Here is a 24,332-nt window from a genome sequence, read left to right as displayed (position 1 = left end):
CATGGACACCAATCATTCCCCCGTCATCAGTCCCCTCACCATGCGTGAATCCGCCCGAGGTATCACGCTCACCAGCATTTACGATGAGATGCTCGCCCGTCGCGAGCTCTCCGTCATGGGAAACATCGAAACCCCGATGGCCCACGACCTGTGCCAGCAAATCCGCCTGCTCGATGCCACCGACCCCAGCCGTCCCATCACCATATTTGTCGCCAGCACCGGGGGAAGCGTTCGATCGGGTCTTGCTATCTATGACGCCATGCGCCTCGCATCGTGCCCCATCCGCACCGTCTGCCTGGAATTCGCCGCGTCCATGGGCGCCGTGATTTTTATGGGCGGCGACGATCGCCGTATGGCGCCCCATGCAGAGCTCATGATTCACGACCCGCTGATCCCCCAGGGGGCAGGCGGCTCGGCACTTGCGCTGCAGGAAACCAGCCGGCGTCTCATGCAGACCCGCAAGACCCTCACGCAAATCCTCTCGGACCGCAGCGGCCTCACGCCCAAGCGCATCCAGTCCCTCACTGCAAAAGACACCTACCTTTCGGCCGAGCGCGCCGTCGAACTCGGCTTTGCCCACGAAATCCTCTCGACCACCAAGGAGGTCGCCCATGTCTAACCTCGCCAGCCGCCTCGCCGCATCTGAGTCCGCATCGTCCACCATCCTCGCCAAGGATCGAACGCTTTCCTGCGACACCCGCCAAACGGGACTCAACAACAATGCACTTGTGATCGGCCCCTCGGGAGCCGGCAAGACCCGAAACGTCCTCAAGCCCAACCTGCTGCAAATGAACGCAAGCTACATCGTGCTCGACACCAAAGGCACGCTCTGTCGCGAAGTGGGACCCGTGCTGGCAGCCCACGGTTACCGCGTGCAATGTCTCAACTTCGCCGACCTCAACACCGTCCCGGTCCTTGCATGCGGCATCGAGCGCTGCGGCTACAACCCCCTAAGGCACATTCGCCGCAAGGCGGACGGCAGGCCCAACCAGCAGGACATCCTCTCGGTGGCAAAGGCCATCTGCCCCATCGAGGACAACAACCAGCCTTTTTGGGATCATGCGGCGGCAAACCTGCTGTCGTGTCTTATCGCCTACGTCACCGAACAGCTACCCGCCGAGGAGCAGACGATCAGCTCGGTCATCAAGCTGATCGAGCACCTGCAGGACGGTGCCACGGGTCGATTGTTTGACGACCTGATCACGACCGACCCCCAAAGCTATGCCCTCTCGCTATGGCGGCGCTACGCCATTACGCAAAATGCCGAGCGCATGCACGCGAGCATCGTCGGCATCCTTGCCGAAAAGGTCATGTGTCTGGGATTCGACGGTGCGGCACAGCTCTATCGTGAGTGCCACCAGGTGGACTTCGCTTCCATGGGACACACCCCCTGCGCCCTGTTTGTAACCGTGAGCGATATTGACCGCAATCTCGATCCGCTGACCGGCCTCTTTATTTCGCAGGCGTTTATGGGCCTCATTCGTGAGGCCGATAGGCAGCCCGACGGCAGCCTGCCCGTGCCCGTGCGCTTTATGCTCGATGACTTCGCAAATCTGCAGATCCCCCAGATCGACAACGTGCTCTCGATTATCCGAAGCCGCAACATCTGGGCAACGCTGCTGCTGCAGTCGACCAACCAGCTCGATGCGCTCTATGGCGAGGCACGCGCACGCTCCATCATGGGCAACTGCGACACGCATCTGGTGCTGGCGTTCCAGGATCCCGAGAGTGCCCGGGCGTTTTCCGACCGCGCCGACGCGCTGCCCAGCACGCTCATGGCGACGCCGATTGATCGCTCGTGGCTCTTTGTACGCGGTCGCACTCCCGAACAGGTCGAGCGCTTTAGGCTCGAAGACCATCCGCTCTACGGGGAGCTGCCCGAGGCGCAGCGAGGCCATGCGGAGGCCGAGATCTAGGCGCAGGGTTCTCGCGGCGCGCGGCGCCCCGGCGATGTTCCACAAAGGCCGTGCGCCCCGGGACCACGGCAAAGCAAAGGGGCCCGCATCCGATAGGATACGGGCCCCTGACTATAAGACGCGATGCGTTAACAGCAGCGACTACTTGCGATGCGCGCGATAGAACTCGATAAGCGCCTGAGTCGAAGCGTCCTGCTCGGCCTTGGCGGCGTCGTCATGGAAGGCCGGAGTGATCTGCTTGGCAAGCTGCTTGCCCAGCTCGACGCCCCACTGGTCGTAGGAGTCGATACCCCAGACCGTGCCCTCGACAAACGTGATGTGCTCGTACAGGGCGATGAGCTCGCCGAGTGCGAACGGGGTCAGCGTATCGCCGAAGATCGAGGTCGTCGGGCGATTGCCCTCAAAGCAGCGAGCCGGAACGATCTGCTCGGGCGTGCCCTCGGCGCGCACCTCGTCGGCCGTCTTGCCAAAGGCGAGCGCCTTGGTCTGGGCCAAGAAGTTGCCCAGGAACAGCTCGTGGACATCCTGACCGCTGTCGGTTGCGGGGTTGGCAGTGTTGGCGAAGGCAATGAAGTCGGCCGGGACCACCACGGTGCCCTGGTGCAGCAGCTGGTAGAAGGCATGCTGGCCGTTGGTGCCGGGCTCGCCCCAGAAGATCTCACCGGTGTCGGAGGTCACGGCGCTGCCGTCCCAGCGGACATGCTTGCCGTTGGACTCCATAGTGAGCTGCTGCAGGTAGGCCGGGAAACGGTGCAGGTACTGGCAGTACGGAAGCACGGCGTGGCTCTTGGAACCAAAGAAGTTAACGTACCAGACGTTGAGCAGGCCCATCAGCGCGACGGCGTTGTTCTCGAGCGGGGTGTTGCAGAAGTACTCGTCGATGGCGTGGAAGCCCTCGAGGAACTGCTGGAAACGCTCGGGGCCGAGCACGACGATCAGCGACAGGCCCACGGCGGAGTCAACGGAATAGCGGCCGCCGACCCAGTTCCAGAAGCCAAAGGCGTTGGCCGGGTCGATACCGAAGGCCTCAACCTTCTCGAGTGCGGTGGAAACGGCGACGAAGTGCTTTGCCACGGCCTCGGCGTTCTGTTCATTGGAACCATCGATGGCGCCCTGAGCCTTGAGCTGCTCGAGCATCCAGGTCTTGACCTCGCGGGCGTTGGTGAGGGTCTCGAGCGTGGTGAAGGTCTTGGAGACGATGATCACGAGCGTGGTCTCGGGATCGAGGCCCTTGAGCTTCTCGGCCTGGTCGTTGGGGTCGATGTTGGAGATATAGCGGCAATCGATACCGGCGTCGGCATAGGGACGCAGGGCCTCGTAAGCCATGACCGGACCCAGATCGGAGCCGCCGATGCCGATGGACACCAGGTGCTCGATCTTCTTGCCGGTAACGCCTTTCCACCCACCGGAGCGCACGCGCTCGGCGAAGGCATACATGCGGTCAAGGACCTCGTGCACGTCGGCGACAACGTCCTGGCCGTCGACGATGAGCTGGCCCTTCTCGCTGGCCGGGCGGCGCAGCGCGGTATGCAGGACGGCACGGTCCTCGGTGGTGTTGATGTGCTCGCCGGAGAACATGGCGTCACGGCGCTCCTCGAGTTTCACCTCGCGGGCAAGGTCGCACAGGAGCTTGACGGTCTCGTCGGTCACCAGGTTCTTAGACAGGTCGAAGTGCAGGTCACCGGCGTCAAAGCTCAGCTTGTTCACACGCTCGGGATCGGCGGCGAACCAGGCCTTGAGGTCGATACCCTCGGCCTCGAGCTTCTCCTGATGAGCCTCGAGCGCCTTCCAAGCGTCAGTCGACGTAGCATCGATAGGTGCGGCAACAGTTGCCATAAAGTCCTCCTCGGCATACGGGCGCACGCCTCCATGCGCCCGGACATTCAGATTCCACTATTCTAACGCAGGTCAAGACTACAATCAGCGAGCGTTGCCAATCGGCCCCCAAACGGCAACCGACCAAAAAGGGACAGGTTTATTTTGGCAGGTCAAACGCTTTATCAACCAAAAATAACCCGTCCCTTTATGGCAAATATTAGGCCGCGGCGCACACACTGCCGAGCAGCTCGCGCAGAGGAGACCCAATGCCCTCCAGCAGTTCGGGCGCGATAATGGCAAAAACCGGAACCTCACCGGTGCCCACGACAGCAGGCACCTTGCCCTCCGAGACAATGCATCCATAAGGCACAAAGCCGTCTTCGCCGGCATCGAGCGTCGCCATGCGACGGGCGAGTTCGCGTGCAAAGCCGGCAGTATCGGCATCGCCAATCGCCAAGACAAAGTCCACGCCTTCGTCGGTCGCCAGGGCCACGGCTTCGTCGATCGGCTCGTCTCCCCCGTCGCCCTCAACCGAGCCGCAGCGGAAAAGCACGCGCTCGAGCAGAGCTCGATCAAGCGAGCCGAGTGCCGCCGAGACAAGCTCATCGCGCGTATGCTTGTCGCCACCCAGCACGACCAACGCCTTGGTGCCACCGTAGTGAGCGACCAATCGTCCGCACCAGCGAGCCACGTCTCCATCCGCAACAAGGCGCGTCGGCATACCAAACCCATAATTGACCATCTTTCCCACAACCCCTCCGTGCGTATAGGCGGTATCAATCGTTAGGCCCATGCTACGAAGCGAGGTTTTCCGAGCTGTTTCGCACTCTTTAGAGCCGCGTTAAAAACCCGATGCAGCCGCACGACCATACCTACCAAAACAAACCAGTCCCTTTTTGGCAGGTTTTGACGATGTCCGCGCAAGCAGGTATTATCGAACAGGTATTCGATAAGAACATGTGTTTGATGGGAGGGCACGCGTGGAGCACGAGCAGCATACCTATATCTGCATCGACCTTAAGACGTTCTACGCCAGCGTCGAGTGTGTCGACCGCGGGCTCGACCCACTCACCACGTGCCTGGTCGTTGCCGACGAATCGCGCGGACGCACGACCATCTGTCTTGCCATCACGCAGGCCATGAAAGACCTCGGGATACACAACCGCTGCCGTCTGTTCGAGATTCCCGACGGCATCGACTACATCAAGGCCGTACCGCGCATGCAGCACTACATGGAGGTGTCGGCGAAAATCTACGGCATCTATCTGGAATACGTGAGCCCGCAAGACATTCACGTCTATTCAATCGACGAGTGCTTTATCGACGTGACGCCCTATCTAGACCTCTACCACACCGATGCCGAAGGGTTCGCCTGCATGTTGCGCGACGAGGTCCTCGCGCGCACCGGCATCACGGCCACCGTCGGTATCGGCCCCAACCTATTCCAGGCTAAGGTGGCGCTCGATATTACCGCAAAGCACGTACCCAGCCGCATCGGCATACTCGATAACGAAACCTTTCGCAAGGAGATCTGGCCGCATCGACCCATCACCGATATCTGGGGTATCGGCCCCGGCGTGGCGGCCCGGCTCGAAAAGTACGGCGTCTACGACCTGATGGGCGTAGCCGCGCTCGACGAAAACCTGCTTTACGATGAACTCGGCGTCAATGCCGAATATCTCATCGACCACGCCTTCGGGCGCGAGCCGACAACCATCGCCGATATCCAAGCCTATCGCCCGCAGGCAACCTCAACCACCACAGGACAGGTGCTCTCAAAGGGCTATGCCTACGAGCAGGCCTACACCGTCTTGCGCGAGATGGTCGACAACGCCGTACTGGACTTGGTCGATAAGCACGTGGTGTGTGACAGCATCTCGCTCTTCGTGGGCTACGCGAGCGAGCGAGCCGACATACGCCGACTCGATGCCAGCGGCACGGCGCAATATGTAGACGGATGCGGACACCTGCGCTCGAGCACGTCAGGTATCGAGCCTACCGCGACCGCCGGCCCCGAACTCGCGCCCCGTGCGCCCAAGCCCGTCCAGCGCGATGACGAACGGCGTCGCCTGGTGCGCGAGGCGCAGGCAATCGACGGCATCTTTGTGGGGGAACACGGCGGCAAACCGCGCGGTGGCTATGCCGCACTCTTCGCGCACTCCAACGCCTCGCGAAAACTGCCCGAGCGCACCAATTCATTTAAGAAGATCATGGGTTACTTCGATGAGCTCTGGGCGCAGACTGTCGACCCCAAACGACCGATCAAGCGCATCAACCTGGGCTTTGGCAATCTCATGCCCGAGGAATTCGCTACCGTCGATCTGTTCAGCGACGTCGAGGCCGACGAGCGCGAACGCGATCTGGCGCGCGCCGTGTTGGCCGTGAAAGGCAAGTACGGCAAGAACGCCCTGGTCAAAGGATTGAGCTTTACCGCCGGCGCCACCGCACGCGAGCGCAACGATCAGGTAGGAGGACATCGTGCCTAAGCCCCAACAACAACCGATGCGGCCGCCGACACCATTTGAGCGCCTGGCGGACCCCGAGGGAAGACGTCGTTCCGCCGACCCCAAACTCACCGCCAACGGCGCCGTTCGCGCCGGGCGCGCCGCGCAGTTTATGCCCTTCGCCGCTCTCACGGGATACTACGAGCTCGTACGCAAGCAAGAAATCACTGTCGAGCCCAAATGCGAACTCACGGAAGAAAAAGCCCTCGAGCTTTCGAAAAAGCTCGAGGGCCTCAAACGCGGCGACTTGGTTCGCGTCACCTATTACGATACGTACGGTTATCGTAGCCGTACCGGCATTCTCGATGAAGTGCTCCCCGCATTCAAGCTGCTCAAACTTAAGGATATCGCCATTAACTTCGACGATATCCAAGACGTGGAGCTGCGCGGCCGAGCCCAATCGAACGCCTCGGCCTCGATGCGAGCGACTAGAGCCTCATGACGTAATAACCCGCGCCCCTTACCACGGCCTCAAGCGTCTCGCGGCCAATCGGATACTTCGAGCGCACGCGCGCTGTGTGGTCCGCAAACGTCACCGTTGCCCACACGCCATGCAGCGCATTAAGGGCATTCTCAACGTTGTGCGCGCAGCCATCACAACTCATGCCGCCAATGAGCAGCTCATCGCAGTAGGGGTAGTGAGATTTGTCGGTATCGGCCACCACGGCCCTTTTAACTTTTTTGCCACTCGAACCATCGCTGCAGCAGCTTTTGCCGCGCGTCGATGCGACAATGCGGCGCAGTCCAAAGAACATACCGACGGCAATTACGGCCAGTACGATGATATTCGCAGGGTTAAGCAGATCTTCCATGCGCTCCCCTTTCCTTATAGTCCACATCAGAGATACCCCCATGGGGTGGGCCCATCTTACCCCATGCTCATGTCAGTTCAATCAAATAGTTTCCTATTTCTTACTTTTTAGTTTACCTATACTTACTTTCGTGTATAAGTTTTCCTAGATTAACAAGTGAGGACTCAAAAGGGGAACCATGACTCGAACCATAGACATTCCAACGCTTCAGGCAGCAGTCGTGCGCAACCGCTCCCCCACCCTCGCAGGCATCAAACCGGCATCGCTCTTTACCTATCCCGGCATCTATGCCCATCAGGATGGCTCGAGTGCGACCGCGCCGATCGCCGATCAACGCGCACGCCTGCTCAACGTCATCGCCCAGTGCAACCACAAACTCGACCCGCTCGGCATCCACCTGAGTGTTTTGGTCTGGCACCCCTGCGGGGCGCTTGTGTACGCATATCGGCCCCATAGCCTCGCCACATACCTTGCGGACCCGCGCGCCAAAACGGCGCTCGCCAAGGAGGGCTACGACACCGACAATCTGCCAATATGTCTCGCACACCTGGCATCACGCATCGCGCTCGCGAGCACTAACGCCGCGGAATGCGCCTGTGACCAGGCACGGTGTGCATTGGACCATCAAGCCCGCTGCAATAACAGCTGCACCTGTGAGTTCCCCCACGAAATTGGCTACTTTTTGGGATACCCCTACGACGACCTCCATCAGTTCATCGTCCATCATGGCGAGAACTACAAGGTCTTTGGGGCTTGGAAGGTCTACACAAATGTCGAGCAAGCGCTTACGACGTTCGAGTCCTACCGCGCTTGCACGCAATACCTCACCCATGTCTATCAGCAGGGCTACAGCCTGGCACAACTTGCCCAGGCGGCCCGATAGAACGTACAAACCGCGGCCACACGCCGCACATTCGAAAGGAAACAACATGAGCAAGATCGCCGTCGTCTACTGGAGCGGCACGGGCAACACCGAAGCCATGGCCAACTTTGTCGCCGAGGGCGCGAGGTCAGGCGGAGCCGAGGCCGAGGTCGTCCCCTGCGCCGACTTCTCCGCCGACAAGGTCGCCAACTATGACGCCTTCGCCTTCGGCTGCCCCGCCATGGGCTCCGAAGAGCTTGAGTACGACGAGTTCCAGCCGATGTGGGACGAAGTCAAGGAAATTCTCGGCGACAAGAAGGTCGTCCTATTTGGTTCCTACTCGTGGGCCGAGGGCGAATGGATGGACAACTGGAAGGCAGACGCCGACGAGGCGGGTGTCAACGTCGTCGATTCCGTAATCTGCTTCGACGCCCCCGATGACGAGGGCGAGGCCGCCTGTCGCGCCCTTGGAGCCGAGCTGGCTTAACACGCCACGGGCCGACAAAGCCGAGTCATGACAATACGCATACGTGTCCTAACAAAAACGGGGACTGAATCCACATCCAGCCCCCGTTTCCTGTAACGAAAATTGCGTTTAACCGACTACGAGATATTGCCCAAAAACGCCTTGGTACGCTCGCTCTTGGGATGGTCGAAGACCTCACTCGGCGTGCCCTCTTCCACGATAACGCCGCCGTCCATAAAGACGACGCGGTCGGCAACATCGCGGGCAAAGCCCATCTCGTGCGTCACGACGATCATGGTCATGCCGTCGCGGGCCAGGTCGCGCATAACGCCCAATACATCGCGGACGAGCTCGGGGTCGAGTGCCGACGTCGCCTCGTCAAAGAGCATCACGTGCGGGTTCATCGACAGGGCGCGGGCGATGGCAACGCGCTGCTGCTGACCGCCCGACAGCTGGCTCGGCATAAAGTCGATGCGCTCGGCAAGACCGACCTTGGTCAACTCTTCGATGGCGATCTTCTCGGCCTCTTCCTTACTGCGCTTGAGCACCTTTTGCTGCGCAAGCATGACGTTCTTTTTGACCGACAGGTGCGGGAACAGATTGAACTGCTGAAACACCATGCCCAAGTGCGTGCGTACCTTATTGAGGTCGACGCCCTTGGCACACACATCCACGCCCTCAACGACAATCGAGCCGCTCGTGGGATGCTCCAGGCGATTGATGCAGCGAAGCATCGTCGACTTACCCGAGCCCGAGGGGCCCAGGACCACGACGACCTCACCCTTGTGCACATCCAGATCGATGTCGCGCAGGACCACGTTATCGCCAAAGGCCTTCTGGAGATTCTTGATGCTGACGACGACCTCGTTCGAGTTATTGGTTTCGCTCATGATAGGACCTCCTTACAGACCGGCGATGTGATCGGCGGGCGTCGCGACGACCTGTCCGGCGCTCTTGGCGGGACGCTTCTTCTTGACTTCGGCCGTACCCAAAAGCCTCGCCTCAAGACCGCTCACCAAGCGGGCAAGCGGCAGGGTGATGACCAGATAGAACAGGGCGGCAACCACATACGGCGTAATGGATCCCGTCGTAGCCACGATGGTGCGGGCGTTCATGACGATCTCGACCACGCCCACGGCGGCAAGCAGCGACGTATCCTTGTAAAGCAGGATAAACTCGCTGGTCAGCGTAGGCAGGACATTGCGGAACGTCTGCGGAATCATAACGTAGAGCAACGTCTGGAAGGCATTCATGCCCAGCGAGCGAGCAGCCTCGTTTTGACCCTTGGGGATCGACTGAATACCGGCACGGAAGATCTCGCACAGGTACGCAGACGAGTTCATGGCCATGACGATGACGCCCAGGGCATAATCATCTACCTTGACGCCGGCCAGCGGCAGGCCAAAGAACGCGATATAGATCTGCAGGAACGCCGGCGTACCGCGGATGATATTCACGTAGATGCCGGCAAGGCAACGCAGGATGCGCGACTTGGAGATGCGCATGAGCGACAGGGCGAAGCCAAAGGGAATTGCCAACGGAAACGCCACAAGCACGATCGAGAGCGACATGAGGAAGCCCTTAAAGACGATCGGCAGGCTCTGGACCAAAATGACCGGGTTCAGGAACAGGCGCAGGAACATATTGGAGTTCCAAGCCTCGACCCACGGCTGCTCTTTAAGGTCGGCCAGGAAGTTATCGAAAGCCGTCACACTCTTGATCTCCACCGAGGACATCTTGGAAATCTTCTTGGTTGAGCCGTCGGCCAGGGTATAGGTTCCGCTAAAGGCCTCGTCGCCGCCCTCGAGGGGGAAGGTCACGCCGTAAACCTCGACACGGAAAAAGCCGCCGGCAGGCGCCGTCTCGCCAAAGTCGATCTTGAGCGTCTGGCCATCCGCCTTGCACGTGGGCTTCATGGGGGTACGGTCCATAAGGTCCTCGCCCGAAAGCATCGTCAGGCGCGTATCGTCGGCACTAAACGTCGTGCCATCGACAAACGTCAGCGAAAGACCGCTCAGCTCCTCGTCGGCATCGGCCTGGACTTCCCAGGTAATGCGCGTCTCGGTGCCGCCGACCACATCGCTGCCCGAGCCGGTGTTGGGTCGGGCAGTGATCTTTGCGGTCTCAAGCGCCTGGGCGGTCGAGGGTGCATATGTCCCCGCACACACCAGCGCGAGCGCCACGGCCATGGCGCAGGCTAGCTTTTGGAGCAAGGCGGACCGTGGAGAACGCTGCTCCGCGGTCCCTTTGTTCAATCGAGACAAGGTGGCTCCTATCGTAGAAGTTGCCTGCAAAACAAGACGGAAACGCTCTCCGTCGAGAGAAGCGCAAAGGCCCTCTCCGCAAAACGGAAAGGGCCCGCACGCAATCAAGCATTAATTTACTTGATGTTGTACTTAGCCATGAGGGCGTCAACGGTACCGTCATCGGTCAGGTCCTTGATGGCCTGGTTGATGTCGTCCTTGAGCTTGGTGTTGCCCTGATTGACGGCGATGGCGTACTCCTCGCCAGTGCTGATCTGCTTGATGGTCTGGCAGGTGTTGAACTGCTCGGCGGTCAGCTGGCTGGCGACGGAGCGGTTGGTGACTACGGCATCGCCCTTATCAGACTGCAGGGCGCTGAAGCACTCGGTGGCGTCCTTGTAGGGAACAATCTTGGCCTTGGGGAAGTTCTCCTGGGCAAAGGCCTCGGCGGTCGAGCCGGACTGGACGATGATGGTAGCGTCGGCGTTGTTGAGCTTCTCGCTGTAGTTATCGGCCGTAATGTCGGTGTTATCGACCTTGGTCACGATAGCCTGGTCATCCATGTAGTAGGAGTCGGAGAAAGCGACTTCCTTCTCACGCTCGGGTGTGTCAGTGATAGCCGCAATGGCGACGTCGTACTTGGCGCCCGAAGCAACGCCGGGGACGAGCGTGTCGAAGTCGTTGTTGACGTACTCGACATCCAGACCCAGCTTGTCGGCGATAGCCTTGATGAGCTCAAGGTCAAAGCCCTGATAGTCGCCGTTGTCGTCCTTATACTCAAACGGAGCGTATTCGGCAGAGGTGCCGACGGTCAGCGTGCCGTCCTTGACGAGCGCATACTCCTTGGAGCCGTCGACCTTCTCGACCTTCGCGTTGTCAGGGCTGCTGGAACCGGCATCGGAACCAGAGGTGGCGTTGGACGAACCACAGCCCGTCAGTGCAAGAGCGAGCGCCATGGCGCCCGTGGCTGCAAACGCGCCAAGCTTCTTGAGCTTCATAATCAGTCTCCTTCCAGTGACCCCGTTTGATTCAGAGGTCTGCAAAAACTGTTGGCTATTATGCACCCGCTTGTAGGAATCTGCAATGAGAAAACTGATTGAAACAAGCCCATAACGTGAATGAAACACCCACTTTGTGGCTGTTAATTACTGCGCAAAGACCTTAAGAGTTTTATTTCAGCCGCATAACCTGCAAGTTCGTTCGGTGTCTCCAAAATGAAAGGCAACGCACGCAGACGGTCATTCGATACAATATTCTGCATAACCTGCATACCGCCGCCAAGCTCCTCGCTACCAAGGTAGCCCTTACCGATGCACTCGTGACGATCTTTATGGGCGCCACAGGGGTTCTTCGAATCGTTGATGTGTACGGCACGCAAGCGGTCGATACCCACCACGCGGTCGAACTCGTCGAGTACGCCGTCCAGATCATGGATGATGTCGTAGCCGGCATCGCTCACATGGCAGGTGTCTAGGCAAACGCCCAACTTGACCGACAGCTCGGGGCGTTTGCCGGCAACGCCCTGGATGATGAGCGCCAGCTCCTCAAAGCTACGGCCCACCTCGGTACCCTTTCCCGCCATGGTCTCGAGCAGCACCGTCGTCTGCTGCCCCTCAAACATCACCTGACACAAGGTGTCGACGATCATCTGAATGCCGGCATCAGTCCCCTGCCCCACATGCGCGCCGGGGTGGAAGTTGTAGTAGTTGCCGGGCAGCGCTTCCAGGCGCTGCAAATCCTCGGCCATTGCCTCCAAGGCAAACTCGCGCGCCCGCTCTTTGGCAGAACAGGGGTTATAGGTATACGGGGCGTGTGCCACGAGCGGACCAAAATCGTTTTGCTCCATAAGCTCGCGCAGGGCTGCCACGTCATCCATGTCAAGGTCTTTCGCCTTGCCGCCGCGCGGGTTGCGCGTAAAGAATGCAAAGGTATTGGCGCCAATGGACAGCGCCGTCTCCCCCATTGCCCGATAGCCCTTCGTCGTGGATAGGTGACACCCGATCGTCAGCATCCCCAGCTCCCCCTCATCAGTTGCGGTGAAATACGGTCTATTGATGCCTTATTTTGGCGCAAACAGACCGTATTCCACCGCACGTTATAAAAGGGTCATGAGGAGCGCGTTTTGCCGAAGGCCCTAAGCGCCGCCGTCACGGGGCCGGGCTGAAAACGGCGGCGTACGGCGTCCAAGCGCCCGGGGATATCGATGTGCTGCGGACAATGCCGCGCGCATTTGCCGCATTTGACGCAATTGCTCACCAACTTGGGCTCGCTTGTGCGCACCGCGCTCGCCGTAAAGTACTGCGATAGACCCGTAAACCAGCTGTGCGCATAGCTTGCGTTGTAGGCGGCAAAACATCCAGGGATATTGATGCCTTTAGGACACGGCATGCAATAGCCACATCCCGTGCAGGGCACGCGATTCGATTTTTCAAACTCCGTCAGCACGTGCGCGATGGCATCGAGCTGAGTAGCTGTCATCGAATCCGGCAGTGCGCGATCCGCCAACGCCGCGTTCTCATCCACCTGCGCGGTATCGGTCATACCCGATAGCAGCATCGTCACCTGAGGATGGTTCCACACCCACGAAAGCCCCCAGGCGGCAGGGGTGCGCAAATGCGGATCACGGACGCTCTCGAGCACAGCGCGGGCCCGCGGCGGCAGCTTGCCCGCCAGACGCCCGCCTAGCAGCGGCTCCATCACAAACACCGCGAGCCCGCGCTCCGCAGCCGCCATGAGTCCTGCCGTTCCCGCTTGGTAGCGCTCGCCGGCATAGTTGTACTGTATCTGGCAAAAATCCCAATCGTATGCGTCGAGCATCGTCAAGAAATCCGCCGCGCTGCCGTGATACGAAAAACCAATCTGGCGAATGCGCCCCGACGCCTTTTGGCGCGCGATCCAATCCTCGACGCCCAACGCCACCACACGTTCCCACTGGACGGGCGAGGTGATGTTATGCATAAGGTAATAGTCGATATGGTCGGTCCGCAGACGACGCAGCTGCTCGTCAAAGAAACGGTCGAAATCCCCGGTGCATGCACACGAAGCGTGCGGCAGCTTGGTCGCCAGCAGCACCTGGTCACGCAGCCCCAAACGCTCAAGCGAAGCGCCCACGCATGTCTCGTTGCCGGGATAGAGATATGCGGTATCCAGGTAATTAATCCCCTGCCCCACCGCACGGGAAATGATGGCGTCGGCCGCCTTCGCGTCCGGATGACCCGGTGTACCGGGAAATCTCATACAGCCCAGACCGAGAGCGGATAATCGGTTACCACTTTTGGGGTCAACGCGGTATTGCACAGACCCTCCCTTCGCCATAAGCGCCCCGGCAAGGAGAAACACAATGGTCACGCAGCCGAAACATCGTGGAATCGCAATCGAGAACGTATCGTAACGCAGCAGAAATCGAGCCGTCACGGCACCGCTTTAACATCAGCAAAAAGCCCGATGAAAGGAGCCACCCATGCCCGCGCTCGACCTTTGGAACCTCGCATCCCAGCTCAAAAGCACCGATTATCGCTGGGTCGACCTCACCCACACGCTCTCGTGCGACACCCCACACTGGTTTGGCTTTAAGCCGTTTGAGTCCACCAAGCTCTTCGACTACCTGCCCGATACGCCCGAAGACATGCTCGCGCCCATGCGATGCTTCCAGTATTCGGTCGCCTCGCAGTACGGCACCCACGTCGACGCACCGCGCCACTTCCATGTCGATGGCCGTTCCCTTGGCGAGATTAAACCTATCGAGTTTATGCATCCGCTCTGCGTAATCGACAAGCACGAGGAGTGCGCCGCAAACCCCGACTTTATCCTGACCGTCGATGACCTCAAGGCTTGGGAGGCCGAGCACGGCCGCATTCCCGAGGACGCTTTTGTCGCCTTCCGCTCCGACTGGTCCAAGCTCGCCGACCTCGAAAACAAGGACGAAGCTGGCCAGCCTCACTACCCCGGCTGGGACCTCGACGCCATCAAATGGCTCGTGGGAGAGCGCAACATCGGCGCCATCGGCCACGAACCGGCAGACACCGACCCCGCGACCGTGACCACGCGCGAGGACGCCTACCCTTACCCGGGCGAGCAATACATCCTTTCGGTCGACCGTTACCAAATCGAAGTCATGGATCATCTGGATGAGCTTCCCGCCACGGGTGCTGTCATCTTCTGCACCTTCCCCAAAGTGCGTGATGGCGTCGGATACCCCGCACGCGTCTTTGCGGTCTGCCCCGCGTCATAAGTTCCCGTGTTCCCATGCGTTCGTTCTTCTAAATACCGCTATCCGGCGCACACAACATACCCCGACAGCATACAATCCATCAGGCGCCCCGTACGTGGGCGCCTTTTTATGGGGAGATGATTCATATGCAGATCAACAAGGTCGCCTTCATCGGCAAGGGCGGTGTCGGCCTACTCTACGGCAGCATGATCGCCCAAGCGCTCGGCAACGACGCTGTTGAATATGTCATGGACGACGCACGCTTTGAGCGCCACGCGGGCGATGCGCTCAATATCAACGGCAAGCCCTGCGCGCTCAAGTCCGTCCGCGCGAGCGAGGCGACGCCCGTCGACCTGGTCATTCTCACTGTCAAGACAACCGGGCTCGATATGGCACTCAAAACCATGGAAAGCGTCGTGGGTCCCGACACGCTGATTGCGTCACTGTGCAACGGCATCACGAGCGAACAAAAGATTGCCGAACGCTTTGGCTGGAAGCACACCGTCCTGGGCATCTGCCAGGGCATGGACGCCGTATTCCTCAACGGAGAGCTCACCTATGCCAATGCCGGCGAAATCTGCTTTGGCGCGGCAGCAGGCACCGAGCTCGCAACCGTCACCGCCATCGACGAGCTCTACACGCGTTGCAGTATCGCCCACACCGTCGAGCACGACATATCACATCGTATGTGGGCCAAGCTCATGCTGAACGACGGCATCAACCAAACCTGCATGGCCTACGGCGGCACCTACGGAAGCGCCACGGAGAAGGGATCCGAGCAGCTCCGCAGTTTTGTCTCCGCCATGCGCGAGACGCTTGCGGTCGCCAACGCCGAGGGCATCGAGCTCACCGAAGCGGATCTGACGCAGATGGTGCACCTCATCGAAGGGCTCGATCCCGTCGGCATGCCCTCGATGGCGCAGGACCGCATCGCACGACGCAAGACCGAGGTCGAGGAGTTTGCGGGTACCATCTGTCACCTCGCGGCCAAGCATGATATCCAAGTGCCGCAAAACGAATGGCTCTATTCGCGCATCCGCGAAATCGAGGCCAGCTGGTAGCGCTCGACATACCGCAGCCAACAGACTCAACGGCAAAACCGCCGCAAGGGACATTCCACTTGCGGCGGTTTCCTGCTTCATCTATAGCTAAAACCAGCTTCACGGCTGTTAGAGTTGCGAGCCCCGCATCTCGTCCTCATCCTCACGGCAAAGGACGACGCCGGCGCTTCCCAGCGCAGCGACAGCAATCAGGGCCCCCACAACGATAGGAGCAGCTCCGCACAAGCCCTGCATGCCCGCGACAAGCGCGGCTGTAGGACCAAGACAACCCAGCGCAAGTGCAACGGCGGCAATAGCGATATCTCGAGCGTTCATGAGACCACTTCCTCCACGGGAAAGACCTTGCTTCTCATGACTTAGTGTGCCCCGCTCCCATATGCGCGGTGTACTGCCACGGTAAGCGCTCTGTTAACTCAAGCACGCACAAAAAAACGGGCGTCCTTACGTTGCCCTAAAGCTCGGTAAAGACGCCCATCCGCCAAATATCCGTGATGCAGAATAATTACCAACCGGTGTAGTAGTCGGTGGTTCCGGCAGCGCAGCCGGAGTCATAGACCTTGCAATCACCCTTGGAGCCCGTAAAGGTCGAGCCCTGGGCCATATCGCCCGCGGCAACAACGTAATAGCCGTCGGAATCGCGCCAAAAGCCCTCAGAATCCTGAGTCCATTCGCCCGTGCGATAGTGATAAAGCACGTTGCTGCTGTAATAGGTCTCACGACGCCCGTTGTAGTAATTTACACCCGCAGAGCGCGTCAGGCCCGATCCGTTCGCGTAAGACGCGGCAGACGCGTAGGACGGATTGTAACCGGCGTTGTAGTACGAAGCCTGGGCGACCTCGGCAGCCTCGGCTTCGGCCGCGGCAGCCTCGAGCGCTTCGCACTTGGCATCCTCAAGCGCAGTGCGCAGCTCATCGAGCTCGGTCGACCTGGCGTCGACCTCCCCCATCGTCAAAAGGCTACCCGCACCGTCGATGCAACCCTGCAGCACAGCGCGCTCGTCATCGGTAGCATAGTCGCCATACATATTCATAATGATCTGAGCGCGCATCTCCAAGGAATCGCGCTTGGCCTCCATCGAGGCGTTCCACTCCTGCATAGAGCCATAACCATCGCCGCGATAGTCAACGGGCTGTACCAGTGTCGTCTCGGACGGCGTAGATCCAACCGTATCGGACAGTGTTGCGGCGTGGGCATCGGTTGCGCCGGCGCCCACCAAAAGTGCCACGGTCAGAGCGGCGGAAAGGGCGGCGGCTTTCGGTTTTCGTGAATCGATCCTCATGTAGCTGGAAACCTCCGTAGTGCGTTTTTGCTGCGTTTGAGCTGTGTGTGATTCGATCGCGCTGCATAGTACCCCGAGCAAATCGCGACCTGCGGTTTTACTCAAAAGGCGCACGTCAATTGCGTAAAACTCACATCCTCTCAACAGGAGTTTTCCACAACTCGAATGCATAAAGCATGCCAAAAACCCTGTAATATCGCCTTCCCTATGCAAAAAAGGCGCCTGCGCAACCATTGCTTGCGCAGGCGCCTTGAGCAGGCATTTTATGCAGTTATACCTATCGAGTCGCAAGGGGTCCTTGCACAAGTCGCCTTACTCGTCCAGCGCGGCGAAAGCCTGCTTCAGATCCCAAATGATATCCTCGGCGTTCTCGGTACCGATGGAAAGACGGATCGTGGAGGGCGTGATGTTCTGTTCGGCGAGCTCCTCGGCAGAGAGCTGGGAGTGCGTGGTGGTAGCCGGGTGCACGACGAGCGACTTAACGTCGGCCACGTTGGCGAGCAGCGAGAACACCTGCAGATGATCGATGAACTTCCAGGCGGCCTCCTGGCCGCCCTTAATCTCAAAGGTGAAGATCGAAGCGCCGCCGTTGGGGAAGTACTTCTGATAGAGCTCGTGATCGGGGTGCTCAGGCAGGCTCGGGTGGTTTACCTTGGCGACGTGGCTGTCACCAGCCAGGAACTCAACGACCTTCTTGGTGTTCTCGACATGACGGTCAACGCGCAGCGACAGGGTCTCGGTGCCCTGGAGCAGGACCCAGGCGTTAAACGGGCTAATGCAGGCGCCCTCGTCACGCAGCAAGATGGCGCGGACATAGGTCGCGAAGGCGGCAGGGCCGGCAGCCTCGGCAAACGAAACGCCATGGTAGGAGGGGTTGGGCTCGGCAATCTGTGTATACTTGCCGCTCGCCTTCCAGTCAAAGTTGCCACCGTCGACGATCACGCCGCCCAGCGAGGTGCCGTGGCCGCCGATAAACTTGGTCGCAGAGTGAACGACGATGTTGGCGCCGTGCTCCAGCGGACGGAACAGATACGGGGTGCCGAAGGTGTTATCGACGACGACCGGAAGGCCATGCTTCTTGGCGATCTCGGAGATGGCGTCGATGTTGGGGATATCGGAGTTGGGGTTGCCGAGCGTCTCGAGGTAGATAACCGTGGTGTTGTCCTTAATGGCACCCTCGACCTCGTCCAGGTTGTGGGCGTCGACAAAGGTGGTCTCGACACCAAACTGGGAGAGCGTGTGCTCCAGCAGGTTATAGGAACCGCCGTAGATGGTCTTCTGGGCGACCACGTGGTCACCGGCCTGGGCGAGGGCCTGCAGGGCATAGGTGATGGCGGCAGCACCCGAAGCGACAGCGAGACCAGCCACGCCACCCTCGAGCGCGGCGATGCGATCCTCAAAGACGCCCTGAGTGGAGTTGGTCAGACGGCCGTAGATGTTACCGGCGTCGGCAAGACCAAAGCGGTCAGCGGCGTGCTGGGAGTTACGGAACACATAGCTCGTGGTCTGGTAGATAGGCACAGCGCGGGCGTCGGATGCGGGGTCGGCGCTCTCCTGGCCAACATGAAGCTGCAGGGTGTCGAAACCAAAGGTGTGCTCGGGGTTGTTGATGAACTGGCTCATGACGATCTCCTTGATCGAATAAAAAGTAACTAAGAGTGAGAGAAGTTAGTCGCTGCCTCCTGATCACGCCAACGGGCGCAAACAGGAGCCCGGCATTCGTCTTGGTAAGCAGTGCATATGCGGTCCCCCTTTTTGACGTCCCGGTTCCGTGGTCGTCTTAATTACCTACCGCATTTGTGTGTTTTGAATAGTACGAGCGTTGCATCGCTCGGTCAATCACTTAAAAGCGCTAACCTGTTATCGGTTTTTTAGATAGCTATCGAAAGGACGGGCGCCGATGACCCTCCAGCAGCTTCGTTTTCTTATCGCCGTGGCGGAGTCTGGCTCAATTAACGCCGCAGCCCAGCGCCTCTATACCGCGCAGTCCAATATCTCCAACGCCGTCAAAAGCCTAGAGCAGGAGCTCCATCTGGAGATCTTCACGCGCTCCAGCCGCGGCGTCACGCTCACCAACGACGGCACCGAGCTTTTGGGCTATGCGCGCCAGGTCGTAGAGCAGGCCGATATGCTCGAGGCCCGCTACGAGGACGGCGGCACACCCCAGGCGCGCCTTGCCATCTCGGCCCAGCACTACGCTTTTTCGGTCGAGGCCTTTATCAACGTCGTCGAGCGCTGCCGCGACAGCAAGTTCGAGTTCATCATGCGCGAAACCACCACGTCGCAAATCATCGACGACGTCCGCGCATTTCGCAGCGATATCGGCATTCTGTATCTGGATGACTTTAATGCCCGCGTCCTGCAGAAGACCTTTACCGACGCCCGCGCGAGCTTCCATCCCCTCTTCGATGCAACAGTCCACGTCTTCGTGAGCGAACGCCACCCACTCGCACGTCGTGCCCAGCTATCGCTTGCCGACCTCACGCCCTACACGCGCTACAGCTTTGAGCAGGGAACCTCAAATTCCTTCTATTACGCCGAGGAACCGTTTAGCTATATCCCCTGCGATCGAAACATTCGCATCTCGGACCGCGGAACGCTCACCAACCTGCTCATCACGTCGAACGGCTACACCTTGTCGACCGGCGTCCTCTCCAATGAAATGCAATGGGGCATGGCATCGATCCCGTTGGCAGACGCCCCGACGATGCATGTGGGCTATATCATGCACGACGAGCGCAAGCCCTCTCCCCTCTTGCAGCAATACCTCAACGAGCTCGGCCGCATCATCCACGAAAGCCAGCCATCTGGAGACGGGATAGATATCATAGATTGCTAGCCCTCGCCGAACGCGGCGCTACAATGGACACCCACGCGAGAAGCGCCTAACGAAAGGAACCATGTGAAGGTCATCATCCATACCGACGGCTCGGCCCGATCAAATCCGGGACGCGGCGGCTACGGCGCCGTGCTCAAATACACCAACCCCGCCGGCAAGACCTTCACCTCCGAGCTTTCACGCGGCTACGCCAAGACCACCAACAACCGCATGGAGCTCATGGCAGTCATCGTGGCACTCGAGGCGCTCAACCGCCCCTGCGACGTCGAAGTCCATTCCGATTCGCAGTACGTCGTCAACGCCTTTAACAAGCACTGGATCGACGGCTGGAAAAAACGCGGCTGGAAGACCGCCAACAAGCAGCCTGTCAAGAACCGCGATCTGTGGGAGCGCCTGCTCACCGCAAAGAGCAAGCACAAAGTGGAGTTCATCTGGGTTAAGGGCCACGCCGGCCATGAGCTCAATGAGCGCTGCGACGAGCTTGCCACCACGGCGGCCGACGGCAGCAACCTCGATATCGACGCCGGCTTTATCGAGAGCGACCTGTAACGGCGTTTTCGCACGCTATTTCCTGCCCCCTCGCGCTACACTCATCCTGTAAACCGAACGGCACGAGGGGGATACATGCTGCGTATAGCGACCATCGGCACATCCATGATTACCGACGACTTTATCCAGGTCGTCAACGCCAACGACCAAGCCGCGTTTGTGGGCACGCTTTCGCGCGATGCAGATCGCGGCGCCGCCTTCACCACTAAGCACGGCGGCGAGCGTAACTTCACCGCACTTGACGAGCTTGCGTCCGCCGACGACGTCGACGCCGTCTATATTGGCAGTCCCAACGCACTTCACCACAAACAGGCGCTCGCCTGCATCGCCGGTGGCAAGCACGTCATCGTCGAAAAGCCCTTCTGCGCCACCGAGGCACAGGCGCTCGAGGTCTTCCGTGCCGCCGAGGCCGCCGGCGTCGTTGCCCTCGAGGCTATGCGCCCGCTCCACGACCCCGCCTTCCATGCCATCGAGGACGCCCTGGGCGAAATCGCGCCCATTCGCCGCGCCTCGCTGCGCTTTGGTAAGTACTCCTCGCGCTACAACGAGATTCTCGCAGGACGCGCCACCAATATCTTCGACTGCCACATGGCATCGGGTTCCCTTATGGACATCGGCGTCTATACCGTCGAGCCCATGGTCGAGATCTTCGGCATGCCCTCCGGCATCGCCAGCATGACCACGCTGCTCGACCCTGCCACGCAAAAGCTCACGCACGGGCCCATTGACGGCTGCGGCTCCATCCTTGCCAGTTACGGCGGCGGTCGCATCTCGGTTGAACTCGCGCATTCCAAGATCACGAATGACCTGCTGCCCTCGCAAATCGAAGGCGAGCGAGGCACCATCCAGATCGACCATCTGTCCACGCCCCGCAACGTACGCATCGACTATCGCGGTGACGTCGTGCGCGGATCGGCGACCGAGGCCCCACGCGAGCAGGATGACAGCGGCATTGTGCTCGACCTGCCCAAATCGAATAACACCATGGAGTACGAGCTCGCCGACTTTATCACCGCCATCAGCGGCATCGACAACGTCAACGAAGAGATTTGGGAAACGCCGGCCGGGCGCCATGAACTTGGCCACTATCGCGATGTCACGCTTGTCTCGCTGCGTATCATGGATGCCGTGCGCCAGCAGGCCGGCATCGCCTTCCCCGCAGACTCTGAGAAGCAGGCCTAGCGATGGGCTTTCTTGACAAGTTCTTCTCCGGCGTCAATCGAGAGCCTCAAAAACCGTCCGGCGTTGAGCTCGAACTGCGGCGCAGGCTTACGGTGTTGGTAAGCGACACGGCCACTCAAAACGCCCCTCAGCGCTATTTTCTTCGGTGGGAGGGCCAAGTCCAGGGCGTCGGCTTTCGCTTTACCAACACCAATCTCGCACAGGCACACGCACTCACCGGCTGGGTACGCAATATGGAAGACGGTTCGGTCGAAATGGAGGTACAAGGCGCGCCTGCGAATATCCTGTCTCACCTCGAAGCACTCCACGCCTCCTACGAGCGAATGGGCATTCGTTTTCGCCTCGAGGACGCACAAGCCCGCGCCACGCTTACCGGTGAAGATGGTTTCGACCCTCACTATTAGTATTGTGTGCTAAATACGGTATCATTTACTTACCTACCGTGACGGAAAAGAGGTGAGGCGCATGGCCGTGCAAAGAAGAAACACCAAGCAGCGGAAGCTGGTTCTTGATGCCGTGCGCCAAAGCTATAACCATCCCACCGCCGATGAGATCTACAACGCCGTGCGCGAACAGGACGACAAGATCAGCCGCGGCACGGTGTACCGCAACCTCAACCTCTTGGCCGATGCCGGGGAGATTCTCTCCATCAAGACGCCGGGCGGCAGCCGTTTCGATCGCACCATCGAGCCGCATGCGCATATCATCTGCACCTCGTGCGGCCGCGTCATCGATGTGCCGCTCCCCTTCGATGCCCAGCTCGATACCAAGGCATCCGAACAAATCGGTTGGAACGTCACCTCGCACTACACGATCTTCGAGGGCCTCTGCCCTAACTGTAGGTAGTTTTTGGGACATGCCTTAAAATCTACCTTTCCACCGATTACGGCAAAAGTAGATTTCTAGGCATGTCCCAAATATCTACTCAGCAAGCAAGCGATGCAGCTCTTCTTCGACCGTACGCACATAGCGGACGCGGTCATTGATACCGCGCATAGTGGGGTTGCAGTTCTCCATCAGGCAGGGATGACCCACCACGTTGAGCATGTCGCGGTCGTTTTCATTGTCGCCAAATGCCATCATCTCGTTGGGTGAGATCCCCAGCGCACGGCCATAATCGGCAAGCGCGGACCCCTTGCCCGAATCAAAGCCGATAAAGTCCGTCCATTCGGTTCCCGACGTCATCACATCGGTAGTGTCGCGAAAGTTGGTGTAGCGTCCGATCCGAAGCGAGTCGGCCCGGCGTCCAGGAACCTGGAATACGGTTGATATCCTATGCCGCCTCGATCCTGTCCGCAAGCTCGAGGCCGGATTCGATCATCTTCCTGGCCTCAGCCTCCAGCCGCGACCAGTCGACCGTCCCGTCGAGCCCGCGCGTGCGGCCCTCGTCGTAGAGCTCCCTCATCTTCGCCTCCGAGAAGTACCTGGATTCCTGCCATGTCTCGTCCTGCTCGCACATGACCGCGCCTGCCAGCCGCACCAGCGACGCCGTCGAGGGGAACGCCTGCACCACCCTCGACCTGCGCTTTATCTCGCGGTTCGTCCGCTCCTGGACGTTGTTGGTGCGCAGGCGCTTCCAGTGCGACGGCGGGAAGTCGAGGTATGCCAGGGCGTCCGGCTCGGCCTCCTCGAGGATCGCCGCCGCCCTCGGGCAGCACCCCTCCAGCATGTCGCACGCCACGTGGTACATGGCGGTCACGGTGGCGGCGTCGCGCCCGCGGAACACCTGCGAGACGATCCTACCCACGCGGCGCCTGAGCTGCCAGGAGCCCGCCTCGCGCATGCAGTCGCGCATGAGGTGGACGGCGCAGCGCTGCCACGCGGCGCCCTGGAAGACCTCGCCGAGCGCCCGGACGAGCCCCGGGTGGGCGTCCGAGACGATGAGCCGCACGCCCGCCGCCCCGCGCGAGCGGATAGCCCGCAGGAAGGCGAGCCACGAGTCGTAAGACTCGGTGTCAACCACGTCGACGCCCAGGACGCGCCTCCAGCCGCCCGCATCGCAGCCGATGGCGGTGACCACGGCGGTGGAGGCGACGCGCCCCTCGCGGCGGCACTTGACGTAGGTCGCGTCGAGCCAGACGTAGGGCACCGGCGAGCCGTCGAGGGGCCTCGCGCAGAGCTCCTCGATGTCGGCGTCAAGGCTCGACGCGATGGCGCTCACCTGGTCCTTGGAGAGCCTGGACACGCCCATCTTCTCGGCCACCCTCCGCACCTTGCGGGTGCTCGTGCCCGTGGCGTACATCTCGGCGACGGCGGCAACGAGGGCGCGGTCGACGCGCTGGTAGCGCTCGAGCACGTCCTCCGGGAAGAAGCTGCCGGAGCGCAGTTTGGGGATCCGCAGCGTCAGCGTGCCGACGCAGGTGGCGAGGCCGCGCTCCCGGTAGCCGTTGCGGCTGTTCGCCCCGCCGCCGCACAGCTGGTCGGCCTCGGCGTCCATCACGGCGTTTACGACCTGCTCGGCGAGGCGCCTGAGCAGCTCCTGCATGTCGATGGCACCGTCGTCGAACCGCGGCATGGCGAGCATGTCCGGCTTCGGGTCTGATAAGATTTGGCTCTTCGGTGGTTTCTGTGGGAGAGATTCCGGCATAGGC

At 60.2% G+C, this 24,332-nt stretch carries 26 protein-coding genes; 13 read left to right on the top strand and 13 right to left on the bottom strand.

Annotated features, from left to right (window positions below):
* Position 1: 1 nt before the first annotated feature.
* Positions 2 to 619 carry an ATP-dependent Clp protease proteolytic subunit gene (locus tag DXD49_RS06045; RefSeq protein WP_117763777.1) on the top strand — a complete coding sequence of 206 codons (618 nt, stop codon included), beginning with the start codon at positions 2 to 4 and terminating at the stop codon, positions 617 to 619.
* Positions 612 to 1,916 carry a VirD4-like conjugal transfer protein, CD1115 family gene (locus tag DXD49_RS06040; RefSeq protein WP_117763778.1) on the top strand — a complete coding sequence of 435 codons (1,305 nt, stop codon included), beginning with the start codon at positions 612 to 614 and terminating at the stop codon, positions 1,914 to 1,916. Before DXD49_RS06045 ends, DXD49_RS06040 begins: the two co-directional genes overlap by 8 nt.
* Before the next feature lie 141 nt (positions 1,917 to 2,057).
* Here DXD49_RS06040 and pgi read toward each other — a convergent pair whose 3' ends face one another.
* Positions 2,058 to 3,752, bottom strand: a complete 1,695-nt coding sequence (gene pgi, locus DXD49_RS06035; RefSeq protein ID WP_117763779.1) for a glucose-6-phosphate isomerase — start codon at positions 3,750 to 3,752, stop codon at positions 2,058 to 2,060.
* A gap of 199 nt (positions 3,753 to 3,951) precedes the next feature.
* The gene (locus DXD49_RS06030) at positions 3,952 to 4,476 is read right to left on the bottom strand and encodes an iron-containing alcohol dehydrogenase (RefSeq protein WP_233540166.1); all 525 of its coding nucleotides are present in this window, start codon (positions 4,474 to 4,476) and stop codon (positions 3,952 to 3,954) included.
* Positions 4,477 to 4,714: 238 nt separating this feature from the next.
* Between DXD49_RS06030 and DXD49_RS06025 the strand changes: the two genes are divergently transcribed.
* On the top strand, positions 4,715 to 6,220 hold the full coding sequence (locus DXD49_RS06025) for a DNA repair protein (RefSeq protein WP_233502232.1): 1,506 nt from the start codon (positions 4,715 to 4,717) through the stop codon (positions 6,218 to 6,220).
* Positions 6,213 to 6,680, top strand: coding sequence for a hypothetical protein (locus tag DXD49_RS06020; RefSeq protein ID WP_233502234.1), 468 nt, complete (start codon positions 6,213 to 6,215; stop codon positions 6,678 to 6,680). The genes DXD49_RS06025 and DXD49_RS06020 overlap by 8 nt, the downstream gene beginning before the upstream one ends.
* Here DXD49_RS06020 and DXD49_RS06015 read toward each other — a convergent pair.
* Entirely contained in the window at positions 6,667 to 7,050 is a 384-nt protein-coding gene (locus tag DXD49_RS06015) for a heavy-metal-associated domain-containing protein (RefSeq protein WP_117735304.1), read from the bottom strand. The genes DXD49_RS06020 and DXD49_RS06015 overlap by 14 nt on opposite strands.
* A 178-nt stretch (positions 7,051 to 7,228) precedes the next feature.
* Between DXD49_RS06015 and DXD49_RS06010 the strand changes: the two genes are divergently transcribed.
* Both DXD49_RS06010 and DXD49_RS06005 read left to right on the top strand, forming a co-directional pair.
* Positions 7,229 to 7,933 carry a DUF3793 family protein gene (locus DXD49_RS06010; protein WP_117794485.1) on the top strand — a complete coding sequence of 235 codons (705 nt, stop codon included), beginning with the start codon at positions 7,229 to 7,231 and terminating at the stop codon, positions 7,931 to 7,933.
* Between the two features lie 46 nt (positions 7,934 to 7,979).
* A complete protein-coding gene (locus DXD49_RS06005) occupies positions 7,980 to 8,399 on the top strand; it encodes a flavodoxin (RefSeq protein ID WP_117794484.1) in 420 nt (139 codons plus the stop codon).
* A 116-nt stretch (positions 8,400 to 8,515) separates the two neighbouring features.
* Here the strand turns inward: DXD49_RS06005 and DXD49_RS06000 are convergent, their stop codons facing one another.
* The 5 genes from DXD49_RS06000 to DXD49_RS05980 form a co-directional block, all read right to left on the bottom strand.
* The gene (locus tag DXD49_RS06000) at positions 8,516 to 9,268 is read right to left on the bottom strand and encodes an amino acid ABC transporter ATP-binding protein (protein ID WP_117629740.1); all 753 of its coding nucleotides are present in this window, start codon (positions 9,266 to 9,268) and stop codon (positions 8,516 to 8,518) included.
* Positions 9,269 to 9,280: 12 nt separating this feature from the next.
* A complete protein-coding gene (locus tag DXD49_RS05995; protein WP_117794483.1) occupies positions 9,281 to 10,591 on the bottom strand; it encodes an ABC transporter permease subunit in 1,311 nt (436 codons plus the stop codon).
* A 167-nt stretch (positions 10,592 to 10,758) separates the two neighbouring features.
* Positions 10,759 to 11,619, bottom strand: a complete 861-nt coding sequence (locus DXD49_RS05990) for an ABC transporter substrate-binding protein (RefSeq protein WP_117794482.1) — start codon at positions 11,617 to 11,619, stop codon at positions 10,759 to 10,761.
* 143 nt (positions 11,620 to 11,762) lie between these two features.
* Entirely contained in the window at positions 11,763 to 12,632 is an 870-nt protein-coding gene (locus tag DXD49_RS05985; protein ID WP_117735309.1) for a deoxyribonuclease IV, read from the bottom strand.
* A gap of 95 nt (positions 12,633 to 12,727) precedes the next feature.
* Positions 12,728 to 13,936 carry an aldo/keto reductase gene (locus tag DXD49_RS05980; protein WP_255413640.1) on the bottom strand — a complete coding sequence of 403 codons (1,209 nt, stop codon included), beginning with the start codon at positions 13,934 to 13,936 and terminating at the stop codon, positions 12,728 to 12,730.
* 145 nt (positions 13,937 to 14,081) lie between these two features.
* Between DXD49_RS05980 and DXD49_RS05975 the strand changes: the two genes are divergently transcribed.
* Together DXD49_RS05975 and DXD49_RS05970 are read left to right on the top strand one after the other, a co-directional pair.
* Positions 14,082 to 14,852 (top strand): cyclase family protein, encoded by a 771-nt coding sequence (locus DXD49_RS05975; protein WP_117794480.1) that lies wholly within the window; start codon positions 14,082 to 14,084, stop codon positions 14,850 to 14,852.
* Between the two features lie 125 nt (positions 14,853 to 14,977).
* On the top strand, positions 14,978 to 15,892 hold the full coding sequence (locus DXD49_RS05970; RefSeq protein WP_233540159.1) for a ketopantoate reductase family protein: 915 nt from the start codon (positions 14,978 to 14,980) through the stop codon (positions 15,890 to 15,892).
* Between the two features lie 108 nt (positions 15,893 to 16,000).
* On the opposite strand, the gene DXD49_RS05965 is transcribed toward DXD49_RS05970, so the two are convergent.
* The 3 genes from DXD49_RS05965 to DXD49_RS05955 form a co-directional block, all read right to left on the bottom strand.
* Positions 16,001 to 16,207, bottom strand: a complete 207-nt coding sequence (locus DXD49_RS05965) for a hypothetical protein (protein ID WP_117735313.1) — start codon at positions 16,205 to 16,207, stop codon at positions 16,001 to 16,003.
* A 187-nt stretch (positions 16,208 to 16,394) separates the two neighbouring features.
* The gene (locus DXD49_RS05960) at positions 16,395 to 17,171 is read right to left on the bottom strand and encodes a hypothetical protein (protein ID WP_117743870.1); all 777 of its coding nucleotides are present in this window, start codon (positions 17,169 to 17,171) and stop codon (positions 16,395 to 16,397) included.
* 312 nt (positions 17,172 to 17,483) lie between these two features.
* Complete coding sequence (locus tag DXD49_RS05955; protein ID WP_117743871.1) at positions 17,484 to 18,794, bottom strand: O-acetylhomoserine aminocarboxypropyltransferase/cysteine synthase family protein; 1,311 nt, start codon at positions 18,792 to 18,794, stop codon at positions 17,484 to 17,486.
* A 277-nt stretch (positions 18,795 to 19,071) separates the two neighbouring features.
* On the opposite strand from DXD49_RS05955, the gene DXD49_RS05950 reads away from it, so the two are divergent.
* The 5 genes from DXD49_RS05950 (at position 19,072) to DXD49_RS05930 (ending at position 22,587) form a co-directional block, all read left to right on the top strand.
* The gene (locus tag DXD49_RS05950; RefSeq protein ID WP_117743872.1) at positions 19,072 to 20,010 is read left to right on the top strand and encodes a LysR family transcriptional regulator; all 939 of its coding nucleotides are present in this window, start codon (positions 19,072 to 19,074) and stop codon (positions 20,008 to 20,010) included.
* Positions 20,011 to 20,073: 63 nt separating this feature from the next.
* Positions 20,074 to 20,559, top strand: coding sequence for a ribonuclease HI (rnhA, locus tag DXD49_RS05945; protein WP_117763794.1), 486 nt, complete (start codon positions 20,074 to 20,076; stop codon positions 20,557 to 20,559).
* 75 nt (positions 20,560 to 20,634) lie between these two features.
* A complete protein-coding gene (locus tag DXD49_RS05940) occupies positions 20,635 to 21,741 on the top strand; it encodes a Gfo/Idh/MocA family protein (protein WP_117763795.1) in 1,107 nt (368 codons plus the stop codon).
* A gap of 2 nt (positions 21,742 to 21,743) precedes the next feature.
* On the top strand, positions 21,744 to 22,145 hold the full coding sequence (locus tag DXD49_RS05935; RefSeq protein ID WP_117743875.1) for an acylphosphatase: 402 nt from the start codon (positions 21,744 to 21,746) through the stop codon (positions 22,143 to 22,145).
* A gap of 61 nt (positions 22,146 to 22,206) precedes the next feature.
* Positions 22,207 to 22,587 (top strand): Fur family transcriptional regulator, encoded by a 381-nt coding sequence (locus DXD49_RS05930; protein WP_117799023.1) that lies wholly within the window; start codon positions 22,207 to 22,209, stop codon positions 22,585 to 22,587.
* 75 nt (positions 22,588 to 22,662) lie between these two features.
* Here the strand turns inward: DXD49_RS05930 and DXD49_RS05925 are convergent, their stop codons facing one another.
* Complete coding sequence (locus tag DXD49_RS05925; RefSeq protein ID WP_255413639.1) at positions 22,663 to 23,040, bottom strand: HAD family hydrolase; 378 nt, start codon at positions 23,038 to 23,040, stop codon at positions 22,663 to 22,665.
* Positions 23,015 to 24,328, bottom strand: a complete 1,314-nt coding sequence (locus DXD49_RS05920; protein WP_199568974.1) for an IS256 family transposase — start codon at positions 24,326 to 24,328, stop codon at positions 23,015 to 23,017. The genes DXD49_RS05925 and DXD49_RS05920 overlap by 26 nt, the downstream gene beginning before the upstream one ends.
* Between the last annotated feature and the right edge of the window lie 4 nt (positions 24,329 to 24,332).

It is taken from the genome of Collinsella sp. TM05-38 (assembly GCF_003466445.1).
In the GTDB taxonomy this organism is placed as follows: domain Bacteria; phylum Actinomycetota; class Coriobacteriia; order Coriobacteriales; family Coriobacteriaceae; genus Collinsella.
The sequence above is the reverse complement of the archived record's forward strand: the minus strand, read 5'-3'. Positions and strand labels throughout refer to the sequence as shown.

What these genes read in the sequence shown, in the direction of transcription:
- pgi (WP_117763779.1), bottom strand. Translation starts at nt 3,752, where the DNA reads ATGGCAACTGTTGCCGCACCTATCGATGCTACGTCGACTGACGCTTGG.
- DXD49_RS05965 (WP_117735313.1), bottom strand. Translation starts at nt 16,207, where the DNA reads ATGAACGCTCGAGATATCGCTATTGCCGCCGTTGCACTTGCGCTGGGT.
- DXD49_RS06040 (WP_117763778.1), top strand. Translation starts at nt 612, where the DNA reads ATGTCTAACCTCGCCAGCCGCCTCGCCGCATCTGAGTCCGCATCGTCC.
- DXD49_RS05990 (WP_117794482.1), bottom strand. Translation starts at nt 11,619, where the DNA reads ATGAAGCTCAAGAAGCTTGGCGCGTTTGCAGCCACGGGCGCCATGGCG.
- DXD49_RS06015 (WP_117735304.1), bottom strand. Translation starts at nt 7,050, where the DNA reads ATGGAAGATCTGCTTAACCCTGCGAATATCATCGTACTGGCCGTAATT.
- DXD49_RS05955 (WP_117743871.1), bottom strand. Translation starts at nt 18,794, where the DNA reads ATGAGCCAGTTCATCAACAACCCCGAGCACACCTTTGGTTTCGACACC.
- DXD49_RS05985 (WP_117735309.1), bottom strand. Translation starts at nt 12,632, where the DNA reads ATGCTGACGATCGGGTGTCACCTATCCACGACGAAGGGCTATCGGGCA.
- DXD49_RS05960 (WP_117743870.1), bottom strand. Translation starts at nt 17,171, where the DNA reads ATGAGGATCGATTCACGAAAACCGAAAGCCGCCGCCCTTTCCGCCGCT.
- DXD49_RS05930 (WP_117799023.1), top strand. Translation starts at nt 22,207, where the DNA reads ATGGCCGTGCAAAGAAGAAACACCAAGCAGCGGAAGCTGGTTCTTGAT.
- DXD49_RS06045 (WP_117763777.1), top strand. Translation starts at nt 2, where the DNA reads ATGGACACCAATCATTCCCCCGTCATCAGTCCCCTCACCATGCGTGAA.
- DXD49_RS06010 (WP_117794485.1), top strand. Translation starts at nt 7,229, where the DNA reads ATGACTCGAACCATAGACATTCCAACGCTTCAGGCAGCAGTCGTGCGC.
- DXD49_RS06030 (WP_233540166.1), bottom strand. Translation starts at nt 4,476, where the DNA reads ATGGTCAATTATGGGTTTGGTATGCCGACGCGCCTTGTTGCGGATGGA.
- DXD49_RS05940 (WP_117763795.1), top strand. Translation starts at nt 20,635, where the DNA reads ATGCTGCGTATAGCGACCATCGGCACATCCATGATTACCGACGACTTT.
- DXD49_RS05950 (WP_117743872.1), top strand. Translation starts at nt 19,072, where the DNA reads ATGACCCTCCAGCAGCTTCGTTTTCTTATCGCCGTGGCGGAGTCTGGC.
- DXD49_RS05980 (WP_255413640.1), bottom strand. Translation starts at nt 13,936, where the DNA reads ATGGCGAAGGGAGGGTCTGTGCAATACCGCGTTGACCCCAAAAGTGGT.
- DXD49_RS05975 (WP_117794480.1), top strand. Translation starts at nt 14,082, where the DNA reads ATGCCCGCGCTCGACCTTTGGAACCTCGCATCCCAGCTCAAAAGCACC.
- DXD49_RS06005 (WP_117794484.1), top strand. Translation starts at nt 7,980, where the DNA reads ATGAGCAAGATCGCCGTCGTCTACTGGAGCGGCACGGGCAACACCGAA.
- DXD49_RS06000 (WP_117629740.1), bottom strand. Translation starts at nt 9,268, where the DNA reads ATGAGCGAAACCAATAACTCGAACGAGGTCGTCGTCAGCATCAAGAAT.
- DXD49_RS05935 (WP_117743875.1), top strand. Translation starts at nt 21,744, where the DNA reads ATGGGCTTTCTTGACAAGTTCTTCTCCGGCGTCAATCGAGAGCCTCAA.
- DXD49_RS05970 (WP_233540159.1), top strand. Translation starts at nt 14,978, where the DNA reads ATGCAGATCAACAAGGTCGCCTTCATCGGCAAGGGCGGTGTCGGCCTA.
- DXD49_RS05920 (WP_199568974.1), bottom strand. Translation starts at nt 24,328, where the DNA reads ATGCCGGAATCTCTCCCACAGAAACCACCGAAGAGCCAAATCTTATCA.